The sequence below is a fragment of the Flavobacterium sp. CYK-55 genome, from assembly GCF_018413465.1.
GTDB lineage: Bacteria > Bacteroidota > Bacteroidia > Flavobacteriales > Flavobacteriaceae > Flavobacterium.
Genome location: NZ_JAHCDK010000001.1, coordinates 407,667 through 418,900, shown reverse-complemented (window position 1 = coordinate 418,900; position 11,234 = coordinate 407,667). Strand labels below are relative to the sequence as shown.

Below are 11,234 nucleotides of genomic sequence, written 5' to 3'. Positions count from 1 at the left end.
GTTTAAAATCAATGTTTTAATTTTCAATAGTATTTAATTACACTTAATGTTATTGGGTCATGGCAATACAAACAATACTAATTTTCACCCCGGGAATTTTAAGTAAAGCGCGACAACAGGCTTCTAAAGTTGATCCGGTGGTGAGTACGTCGTCAATCAGCAGAATATGTTTGCCTTGATAGCTGTTGGTTTCTGAGACATCAAAAATGTTTTTGTTTTGCACTTCGGTTCTGCTTAGTAAATTCTTTTTGGTTTGTGTTTTTGAATAAACAGTACGAATCAACAGTGATTCATTGAGCTCAATTTGGAGTTCTTCAGAAAGGCTTCGGCCAAAACTACTCACTTGATTATAGCCACGTTCTCTAAGCTTTTTGGGATGAAGCGGAACCGGAACGATTAAATCAAGATCCTTAAGAACCTCTAATTTTTTTAAATCAGGCGCGTACCAATGCCCGAATAGAGTTCCTACAACTTCCATTTCTTGATATTTAAGCGCATGAATAATGGGTTGCAGCAATCCTTTTTTTTGAAAATAGGCAAAAGCTGAGACGTGCTCTACAGCTATTTTCCCATAAAACTTTCTAAATGCTTCGTTGTTGGGATTCAGATAATGAAGTGTTTGCGGAATTTCGTGTCGACAACGTGTGCAAATAACTATTTCGTTTGATAAAAGTAATCGACTGCATCCCAAACATACCTCTGGGAAGAAAAGGTTTAATAGGCTTTGAAACATATGAATGGCGTTTAATATTTTAAAAGTAAAAAAAATATGTCAGATGTGTGGTTAAAGTGCTGTTTTTAATACGCTTTTTATATTTTTGCAGCACTATGGCAAAACAAGAAGATTTATTCAAAAACGTGGTTTCGCATGCAAAAGAGTACGGGTTTATTTTTCCGTCTAGCGAAATCTATGACGGATTGAGCGCCGTGTACGATTACGCTCAAAACGGTGTTGAACTCAAGAAAAACATCCGTGAATATTGGTGGAAGGCAATGGTTCAGATGCACGACAACATTGTTGGGCTTGATGCGGCTATTTTGATGCACCCAACTACATGGAAGGCTTCAGGCCACGTAGATGCTTTTAATGATCCGCTTATTGACAATAAAGATTCAAAAAAGCGATACAGAGCAGATGTTCTCATAGAAGATTATGCTGAGAAGTTGCAGCAAAAAGCACAAAAAGAAATCGATAAAGCGCGTGAACGATTTGGAGATTCTTTTGATGAGCAACAGTTTATAACGACCAACCAGCGAGTTGTTGAATATTTGGCCAAAAAGAAAATCATTCTTGAGCGTATGGCTAAATCACTTGATAGTGGTGATTTGGACGATGTAAAAGCTTTGATTGAAGAACTTGAAATTGCTTGCCCTGAAAGCGGTTCTAGAAATTGGACCGATGTGAAACAATTCAATTTGATGTTTGGAACCAAACTTGGCGCTTCGGCTGAAAACGCTATGGATTTGTATTTGCGACCAGAAACAGCTCAGGGAATTTTTGTCAACTTTTTGAATGTTCAAAAAAGCGGACGTATGAAAATTCCGTTTGGTATTGCCCAAACCGGAAAAGCGTTTAGAAATGAAATTGTGGCGCGACAGTTTATTTTTAGAATGCGCGAGTTCGAGCAAATGGAAATGCAGTTTTTTGTTCGTCCGGGAGAAGAGATGAAATGGTATGAGTTCTGGAAAGATACGCGTTTAAAATGGCATTTATCACTTGGTTTAGGCGATAAAAATTATCGTTTTCACGATCATGAAAAATTAGCGCATTACGCCAATGCAGCTGCCGATATTGAGTTTAATTTCCCGTTCGGATTCAAAGAACTTGAAGGAATTCACTCTAGAACTGACTTCGATTTGAAGGCGCATGAGCAATATTCAGGTAAAAAACTTCAATATTTTGACCCTGAAACCAATTCAAACTATGTTCCTTATGTAGTTGAAACTTCTGTTGGTTTAGACAGAATGTTTTTGGCGGTTTTCTCAAATTCATTGACTGAAGAAACCCTTGAAGACGGAAGTTCGAGAACTGTATTGCGTTTGCCAAGCGTTCTAGCACCAACAAAGGCTACTGTTCTTCCGCTAGTTAAAAAAGATGGATTACCGGAACTTTCTCAGCAAATTATGGATGAACTTAAATGGGATTTTAAAGTTTCTTATGACGAAAAAGATGCCGTTGGAAGAAGATATCGCCGTCAAGATGCTTTGGGAACTCCGTTTTGTATCACGGTTGATCATCAATCTTTAGAAGACCAAACCGTAACCATTCGCCATCGCGACACCATGAAACAAGATCGTGTGAAAATTTCTGAATTGAGAAGTATTATCGATCAAGAAGTTTCTATGAGAACATGGTTATTAAAAACAGTGTAGTTTTCTACTTAAATATTTTTCAAGGCCCGTTTTTAGCGGGCTTTTTTATTGAATTATTTTTTTGAGCACTTTATTAAAAGCTGATAAGGCCATTGTTGAACTATGGCTTGTTTTTGTTTTTTCAATCCATGTGCGGGCTGGGTATTTTCGACGGAGCAATTGCTCGAAAATAAAACAGTCTCCGGCAGATTGGTCTATGAGTGAAATAAGATCGATTAAATAATTTTCTAGCTCTAGAAACACTTGTTTTTTCGGTGGGTTATATCTTTTTTGGTAGATTCTTTTGGGTTTTTGAGAAGCCATTTTTTGATGTAACTCTTGTGGAATGTGTATGTGAAACAGAAGTAACAGAATATCTATTATTCGTTCGGGAGTTTTTTCAATGGCTTCCCAAGATAAACCTTCTAACTTCATAATTTTTTTGAAAAAATAATTGGGTAAATGCTCTATCCAAAGCAATGAATCATCTGAATGTTTTTCGCAAACTAATTTTTGTATATAAGCTTTATTGCGGTCTTTTAATAGACTTAATCCGCTGGCTTGATTGATGATTTTTTTTAGACTTGTTTTGTTAATTTGTTTTAGAATTAATCCCGCATTTTTAGCATATTTTATTTGAGAAGCACTTAGTAATCCATCATTTTTGGCTTTTACCAATAAGATTAAAGTTGCTTGGAAAATTTTGTAATCAACAATCAAAAGTTTTATGGGCTCTAAAGTAGAATTACTGATTTCAATAATTTTCGGATGATTGTATGCCTGTAGAATTTTTTCTGGAACTTCTTCAAATTTGGACAGTGTTATTAAGAGGTTTAAAAGCCAAAGCTCAGATTTTCCGTCATATCCTAAAGCCTTTTGTAATGATTGAATTTCAACAACTCGTTTGCTTTTTTCAATGATAAAACAATGAATTGCGGATATCCCGCCCAACTTTATAGGAGATTTTAATGATCCGTATTTTACTTTAACTTTTTTACCTGTTTTCATTTGTTTTGTTGCAATTGTTGCAGCCACTGAACCATATCGAGCTTTTCTTCTACAAATTTTTGCCTTTCAGCAACTTCAAAAATCATTTTCTTTTCTTTTTTCTGCCTTTTAGGAGTAGCCAACGTATAATAATCTTTTATTCGTTTGATCATGTACCAAGCTGTTTTTTGTGTTAAATCTAATTCTTTAGCCATTTCTACTGATGTAATCGTTTGGTTGCCTTTGGTTACCAGCCAAATTGCAGCATACCATTTTCTGAGCTCAACTTTTGAATTGTGAAAAAGCGTTCCTGTTTTTACATTAAAATATTTGCCAGAATTTTTGCACTTATATAAATGACCTCGACATTTATAAACCTTAGAGGCAGGATCAAAAGGACTTTGCACGTGTGGATCCCAACGAATTTTCTCTAGGTGAATGAGGCAGCTTTCTTCATCTTGAAAGGTTTTAAGAATTTCTTCAACACTTTTAAAATCAAGGTTTATCATGGCAACAGGAATAATTTAGATTAGTGTAAATATATATATAAATTTATTTTTTTTCAAAATTATTTCCCAAACAAGTATATGAATCATGCAGTTTAGCGAGTTTTTTTGCAGTTGATAAAATAATGTTAACAATGTGTGGAATTCTATTAACAATCCTAAAAATAATTTTTCAAAAGATGTAATTTAGCACGGTCTGAAATTGAGCTTAAACCAAATTAACGAATGCCCCAAGCATCTACATAATCTCATTCAGCCTTCTGATGCTGTACTATTTTATGGTGTACAGTAATGAGTTATTCTTATATTATTATCGATGATAATTCTGAGAGCACGCTAAAAACTTTAGCTGTTGCTGCTCGTTTTCGTGAATTACAGTTTATTGCGTCGGCTTCTAGCTATCAAGAAGGCTTGAACTTAATTCTGGAGTACAGACCTACATTTGTTTTTTTAGAAGTTGATCCTAAGAATCCCAATAGTGGACTTTCATTTGGTCTCATCAATGAATTACACCGATTTCTGAAAGTTTTGCCTAAAATTATCATTACCACAAACAATGCTCAAATGGCTTTGCAAGCGCTGCAATACGGAGCTTTCGACTATCTACCTAAGCCATTTAGCGGAAATGATTTGATCAAAACCATCCTCAAACACGAAAAGTGCGGAGAAGCAGTCAGCCCTTATCCGTCAGCCCCTCAGTTTAGGTCATATGTAGAGCAGCCTGTTATAGAACCGGTTACTGAAGCAAATCATATTCAAGAGATGCAAGTCACACATGAAGAGGTTACGCCTGAGGTTGAAATCAATCAAGAGCAAATCGATGCAATAACTGAAGCAGTTTCAGAGTCAATCATAGAAAGCCAATCATTGACTGAAATAGAAGAAAGTCAAATTTTATCAGAAGAACAAGAAATCCTAAACAAACCAGTTGTTGCTGAGATCGTCACTAAAGAAGAGAAACCTCTGATTATTTGCGTAAAGTCATACGGAGACTACCGATTTATTGAAGCCAAAGACATTTGTTATTTGCAAGCGGATAATAATTCAACAGATATTCATCTATTTAATGGCGAGATGATTACCGCCTTTAAAACACTCAAGCATTTTGAAAACGTACTTTCAAGCCCATTTGTTCGAATTCACAATAGTTATATTGTCAATATAGATTATGTTTCTAGAATTCATACAGGTAATTCTGTTTGCTATATAAAGAATACAACAACCAAACTCCCGTTCTCAAAATCGTACAAAGAAAACGTTGATGCAATCATCAGCAGCATCACAAATGGCAATTATTTAGAAATCTAGCAAATTCATCTACCTGAATTTGGCATCCATTCACTCATAAACTTTATCATCACACTATATACACGCCTGAACGCTAGGTGTGCCGAGACATGCATTGTAGTTTTACATCGTGAAACAAGCGCAATTTCACAAACAAAGGCGAGTAAAACAACAAAACATAAATGTCTCAGATTATGAAAAAAACATTTTTAACATTCGGATTATTGTCATTGATGATGGTATTGACTTCATTTAGGGCTCCAGAGATTGGGGGAGGAAACGCAGACAGAAGAAGTATGTCTGAAATCGGTGGAGGAAACGCAGACAGAAGAAGTTTATCTGAAATCGGTGGAGGAAACGCAGACAGAAGAAGTTTATCTGAAATCGGTGGAGGAAACGCAGACAGAAGAAGTTTATCTGAAATCGGTGGAGGAAACGCTGATAGAAGAAGTTTATCTGAAATTGGAGGTGGAAACGCTGATAGAAGAAGTTAGTGTATTATTCCTAGATTCTATAACTAAATAAAATATATTTACAGAAGTTGCTTTTATGCAACTTCTTTTTTTTTGTAAAATTTTTACATTTGAAAAAAACTTTTGAAAACTTTCTATTACATATTTGTTCTTGTATTATTTTTTTTTAGTTGTTCAAAAAACGAAAAAAAGAATCAGGTAAGTGATGAATCATTTGTTCGGATATCCGACAGTATTAGTGAATCACCTTTTAACAGTTATAAGAAGGGCAACAGTGAATATATTTATGAAATAGTTAAAAACAATGATAATACGTTTGAAAACAGAACGTTGTTGTTGAAATGTTTAAAAAAGTTTAGTGAAAAAAAGGATGTAAAAAATTTAAATAAATTCAATTCGCTTTTATTAAAACTCGCTGTTAAAGCTAAAGATACTTTAAGTATAGCATTTTCATATTATTATAACGGTGAGATGTATTTCAACAATAATGTTCCTGATAGTTCATATTATTATTACTTAAAAGCAGAGAAGCTATTTTTAAAAAAAGAAAAAACAGATGTTTTAGGGAATTTATACTTAAATAAATCTACAATCCAATTAATTTATGTTGACTTCTCTGGAGCAGAATACTCCGCAACACAAGCACTTAAGTTTTCTAGATTAAATAATGACAAATTAGGAGAGTATGATGCATTAACAAATATTGGTATTGCATCATTTAATACTGAAAATTACAAAAAATCAATAGAATATCATTTACAAGCATTAGAAATTGCCAATGAAAATAATTTAAATCCAAGTTATTTTTTACAAGAAATCTCTTTAAATAACATTGGTAATTGTTATTTGTATTTGAAGGATTATAAAAATGCTATTATCGAATTTAAAAAGGCCTTAAAAAATGTAAATTTAGCAAAAGAAAAGCCAGGGTTATATGCTATATTGTTGGATAATTTAGCCTATTCTAAATTTAAATTAGGGGATTATGAAAACACCTTAGATTATTTTTTAAAGTCTTTGAGAATAAGGGATAGTTTGAATGCTGATTCGAGAATTGTGTACAGTAAAATTCATCTTTCAGAATATTATTATGGCGTTAAGGATACCGTAAAAGCACTAAAATATGCAGAGGAAGCACTGTCGATATCGAAAAAGACTAATCTTTCATCAGATTTACTAGGCTCATTAAAACAAATATCTCTCGTTGATCACAAAAATTCATCACAATATTCTAAGGAATACATTAAAATAAGTGACAGCATCCAACTAGAAGAACGCAAATCCAAAGACAAATTTGCCCGAATTGCTTTTGAAACCGATGAAATCATCCAAGAGAAAGACAAGCTGGCCGAGCAAAATCGCAGTTTATTATACTTCTTTGTCGGAACCTTGTTTGTGGGTTTATTGCTTTTTGTTATTAGAACACAACGTGCCAAAAACCGTGAGCTCATGCTCAAGCAACAACAACAAAAGGCCAATGAAGAAATTTACAGCCTTATGATCTCGCAACAAGCCACAATTGAAGAAAACCGGGTTCGAGAAAAGAAGCGAATTGCACAAGAATTACACGACGGAGTATTGGGACGTTTGTTTGGGGCTAGACTGAACCTAGATAGTTTGAACCGATCTACCGACGAAGAATCCATCAACAGTCGATTTAATTATCTAAACGAACTCAAAAACATTGAGCAAGATATCCGTGAAATATCGCACGATTTGAATCGTGAGAAACATGCGCTCATCAACAATTTCGTGGCCATTGTTCAGAATTTACTAGAAGAGCAAAGCAGTTCGTTTGAACCCGAATTGACCTCTTCTATAGATGAAAAAATTCAATGGGATACTTTGGGCAACAACACCAAAATTAATCTGTACCGAATTTTGCAAGAATCATTGCAGAACATCAATAAATATGCACAAGCCAAACACATCCATGTAGAGTTTAAAACTGATGGTGATAACATTACACTCAGAGTAATTGATGACGGAGTTGGCTTTGAGGTTGATACCAAAAAACGCGGAATTGGCTTGCAAAATATGCTTTCCAGAACCAGTGAGAGCGAAGGGACTTTTGAAGTACAATCACAAAAAGGAAAAGGAACAACCATTACGGTATCGGTTCCGTTAGTCAAAACACAAGTTGAAGCCTAAATTTTTTTATATGCACATATTAATAGTTGACGATCATCCCGCCATGATTGAAGGTTACAAAGGAATTCTAAAAGCATATTTTAATGTCGAAGATTTGCAGTTTAGTGTAGCCTTTACTTTTGAACAAGCTTATTTATTAGTACAAAAAGCTCAAAAAGCATTTGATATAGCAATCCTTGACATGGCCATGCCAGCTTTTGAGGCTCAGAAAATTTTTTCCGGCGAAGATATGGCACGACTTATTATGCAGAAATTTCTGGCAACCAAAATTATGATCATCACCTCGCATACCGAAGGACTCATACTATATAACTTAATTAGATCTTTAAATCCCGATGCCGTCTTGGTAAAAAGTGATTTTCAGTCAGATGATATGGCCGAGGCGGTTCAAAAAGTATTAGCCGGTGAAAAATATTACAGCAAGTCAGCCAAAACAAGCTTAAAGAATGTAGGTAATTTGTATGACGGATTAGACTCGTATGACAGAAGAATTATTTTTTTGCTCGCCAAAGGCATCAAAACCAAAAATATCCCCGAGCATTTGCCTATTTCATTGAGCGCTGTTGACAAACGAAAAGCCAAAATCAGATTGTTTTTTGATATTCCCAAAGGAGGCTCAGATGAAGACATCATCAAAGAAGCCCAACGCCTTGGATTGGTTTAATTAACATTTACTGTAGAAAATCTGCCGCCATCAACTTCTTTTTTGATTAACTTCAAGGCTGTATTGTTTATTGATGAGTATGATTTTTAAATATATATACGGCTATATTCTATTCTTTATGTTGTTGGCGAGTTGTCAGCATAAAAAGGTGCCCAAAGACATTTCTTCAAACGACAGCACTTCGCTGTATATTCAAAAAGCACTTTCGAATAAAACACCATATGCTTTGCGGGTTGCTTATACGCAAAATGCAGTTGATGCTTTGATACTACACGAGAATGATTCTCTGAATAGAGATCAACTCATTGAAATGTGTAGAAGCTTTTATAATTTGAATTCATGGAAAAATTTAAAGCGAGCTAGTCGGTTGGCCTTAACCCGAAGTCAAGCAGAAAACGATGAATATTTTGTTGGTCATTCGTATCGATGGTTGGGTATTTATTATCAAAACATGGATTTGAATGATAGCGCTTTTTATTATTACTTAAGAGCGGAGAAGATTTTTAAAAAACTAAATAATAAATTTTTTTTATGTCACTTATACATTGATAAAGGATTGGTCTTCCATTATACATGTAATTATATGGAAGCAGAAGCAACTTTGGTTTCAGCTTTAAAAATAGCCAAGGAGTTAAATTTAAAATATGAAATAACTAAGATCTACATGATTCTTGGAATGAACTCAAGTAATCAAAAGGATTATGTATCGACATTTAAATATTACCAAAAAGCACTAGATTTAACAAATGGTGAAAGCAGTGAAAAGTTTAAGATTTCACAAATTATAACCCTTAATAACATGGCAATCAACTTTTTTTATGTAAACGAATATAGGAGAGCTTTGATGTTTCACAATGAATCTTTGAGAAAAAATAATTTTAAAGGATTCTTTATTTATCCAACGGCTTATTGTTTGTCATTAGATCACCTTGCCAACATAAAGATAAAAATCAAAAAAAATAAAGGAGTTGAAGAGTTACTTAACAAGTCTGCAAGAATAAGGGATAGTTTAAATATATCGGAGAGTAAGGATTATAATTTATTCTTATCTATTGAATATTATTATGTTGTTAACAATATAACTAAGGCAAAAAAACTAGCAAATAAATTATATAATCTTTCTAAAGGTTGCGGAAGCCCGGGAGACATTCTAATCTCCCTCAAACAACTCATCAAAGTTGATCCCCAAAACGCTTTAAAATATTCTTCAGAATACATCAGAATCTCTGATAGTATGCAACAACTCGAAAGAGAAACCCGTAATAAGTTTGCTAAAATCGCCTACGAAACCGAAGAAATTACCCAACAAAAAAACGACGCAATCAAGAGATACCGACAAGCTTGGATGATAGCTTTAGGCATCATTTTTATTTTATTTTTATTATTTATTATTAAGTTTCAAGCTGCTAAAAAGCGTGTGTTAGAGCTCAAAGAAGTTCAGCAAATAGCCAATGAAGAAATTACAAATTTGATGCTAGATCAACAAAATAAAATTGACAATGGTCGAATGCTTGAAAAAAAACGTATTGCCCAAGATTTGCATGATGGCATTATGAATATGCTTGCGTCAACGCGAATTAATCTTCATTTATTGACAGAAAAGGCACCTGAAGAAAGCCGCAAAAACTTCAGTAGATTCGTTGATGGGATTCAGGATATTGAGAAAGAAATTCGTAATATTGCACATGACCTAAACCACGGAGCTTTGGCCAATAAAGGCAGTTTTGTAGGTATTGCCGAGGCATTGATTGAAGATCAAAAGCGAATTTCTATCTGCCGATACAATCTTGAGATTGATTCAGAAATTGATTGGGAAAACCTAGCGGGTTATAAAAAAATTCACTTATTTAGAATTTTACAAGAAGCTATGCAAAACATCCTCAAACATGCCCAAGCCAATAATGTTGAGGTAAGCATGCGTAAAAATCAAGACGAACTGATTGTTGAAATCTTTGATGACGGGAAAGGATTTTCGTTCAAAAAAGCAAAAAAAGGTCTAGGTTTGCAAAACATCGTCATACGCGCTAAGTCGTGCAGTGGTAAAGCGATGATTAAAACCAAACCAAATGAAGGAACCACTATAGAAATCAGCATACCAATATCATAACCTAAGAACTATGGCTACATCGATTAATATTCTCATTGTTGACGACCATCCTTTTATCATTGAGGCCTATAAAAACGCAATCAAAGGATATAATTCAAAAGGCATCTACGAATTTTCTATTACCCAAGCCAAAGATTGCAAAACTGGTTATGAAGCCATTACTGAAGCCACCGAGCCTTTCGGAATCGCTTTCTTTGATTTGAGTATGCCTACTTATGAAGAAAAAGGAATTTTCTCGGGTGAAGATTTGGCTCAGCTCATCAAACAACAAATGCCTGATTGCAAAATCATTTTGCTCACCATGCATACCGAGTTGCTTAAAATCAACACCATCATCAAAAACATCAACCCGAACGGATTGGTTATTAAAAATGATTTGACTTTTGACGAACTCTTATTGGCTTTTGACAAAATCCTCAAAGACGAGAATTATTACAGTCAAACAGTTGTTCGATTGGTGAGTCAAATTCAATACGACAACATTGAGATTGATGCTTTTGACAAACAAATTCTATTTCAACTTTCAAAAGGGGTCAAAACCAAAGACATTCCGCAATATGTTCCGCTGTCATTAAGCGCGGTCGAAAAACGAAAATTACATTTAAAAGATTTACTTGAAATCAAAGGCGGAAGTGATATTGATTTGATCCGAGAAGCCAAAAACAAAGGACTTTTATAGTTTATTGCGGAAAGCCGTAATCAAAAAT

The 11,234-nt window shown here is 34.3% G+C and carries 10 protein-coding genes; 7 read left to right on the top strand and 3 right to left on the bottom strand.

All coding sequences use genetic code 11. The features are described 5' to 3' along the window. Positions 1 to 49 precede the first annotated feature (49 nt). Positions 50 to 733 carry a ComF family protein gene (locus KIH23_RS01865; protein WP_213210949.1) on the bottom strand — a complete coding sequence of 228 codons (684 nt, stop codon included), beginning with the start codon at positions 731 to 733 and terminating at the stop codon, positions 50 to 52. 95 nt (positions 734 to 828) lie between these two features. On the opposite strand from KIH23_RS01865, the gene KIH23_RS01860 reads away from it, so the two are divergent. Continuing rightward, positions 829 to 2,373, top strand: a complete 1,545-nt coding sequence (locus tag KIH23_RS01860) for a glycine--tRNA ligase (RefSeq protein ID WP_213210948.1) — start codon at positions 829 to 831, stop codon at positions 2,371 to 2,373. A 45-nt stretch (positions 2,374 to 2,418) separates the two neighbouring features. Here KIH23_RS01860 and KIH23_RS01855 read toward each other — a convergent pair whose 3' ends face one another. After that, positions 2,419 to 3,360: a hypothetical protein gene (locus tag KIH23_RS01855; RefSeq protein ID WP_213210947.1), complete on the bottom strand. Its 942-nt coding sequence runs from the start codon at positions 3,358 to 3,360 to the stop codon at positions 2,419 to 2,421. After that, positions 3,357 to 3,848, bottom strand: a complete 492-nt coding sequence (locus tag KIH23_RS01850) for a hypothetical protein (RefSeq protein WP_213210946.1) — start codon at positions 3,846 to 3,848, stop codon at positions 3,357 to 3,359. Before KIH23_RS01850 ends, KIH23_RS01855 begins: the two co-directional genes overlap by 4 nt. 288 nt (positions 3,849 to 4,136) lie before the next feature. Between KIH23_RS01850 and KIH23_RS01845 the strand changes: the two genes are divergently transcribed. The 6 genes from KIH23_RS01845 (at position 4,137) to KIH23_RS01820 (ending at position 11,206) form a co-directional block, all read left to right on the top strand. Beyond that, positions 4,137 to 5,153 carry a LytR/AlgR family response regulator transcription factor gene (locus tag KIH23_RS01845; RefSeq protein ID WP_213210945.1) on the top strand — a complete coding sequence of 339 codons (1,017 nt, stop codon included), beginning with the start codon at positions 4,137 to 4,139 and terminating at the stop codon, positions 5,151 to 5,153. Between the two features lie 275 nt (positions 5,154 to 5,428). Beyond that, the gene (locus tag KIH23_RS01840) at positions 5,429 to 5,626 is read left to right on the top strand and encodes a hypothetical protein (RefSeq protein WP_213210944.1); all 198 of its coding nucleotides are present in this window, start codon (positions 5,429 to 5,431) and stop codon (positions 5,624 to 5,626) included. Between the two features lie 450 nt (positions 5,627 to 6,076). Continuing rightward, entirely contained in the window at positions 6,077 to 7,756 is a 1,680-nt protein-coding gene (locus KIH23_RS01835; RefSeq protein ID WP_213210943.1) for a sensor histidine kinase, read from the top strand. Between the two features lie 10 nt (positions 7,757 to 7,766). Further along, positions 7,767 to 8,420 carry a response regulator gene (locus tag KIH23_RS01830; RefSeq protein ID WP_213210942.1) on the top strand — a complete coding sequence of 218 codons (654 nt, stop codon included), beginning with the start codon at positions 7,767 to 7,769 and terminating at the stop codon, positions 8,418 to 8,420. Positions 8,421 to 8,568: 148 nt separating this feature from the next. Then, positions 8,569 to 10,527, top strand: a complete 1,959-nt coding sequence (locus KIH23_RS13845; RefSeq protein ID WP_213210941.1) for a sensor histidine kinase — start codon at positions 8,569 to 8,571, stop codon at positions 10,525 to 10,527. Between the two features lie 10 nt (positions 10,528 to 10,537). Next, positions 10,538 to 11,206, top strand: coding sequence for a response regulator (locus KIH23_RS01820; RefSeq protein WP_213210940.1), 669 nt, complete (start codon positions 10,538 to 10,540; stop codon positions 11,204 to 11,206). Positions 11,207 to 11,234 lie beyond the last annotated feature (28 nt).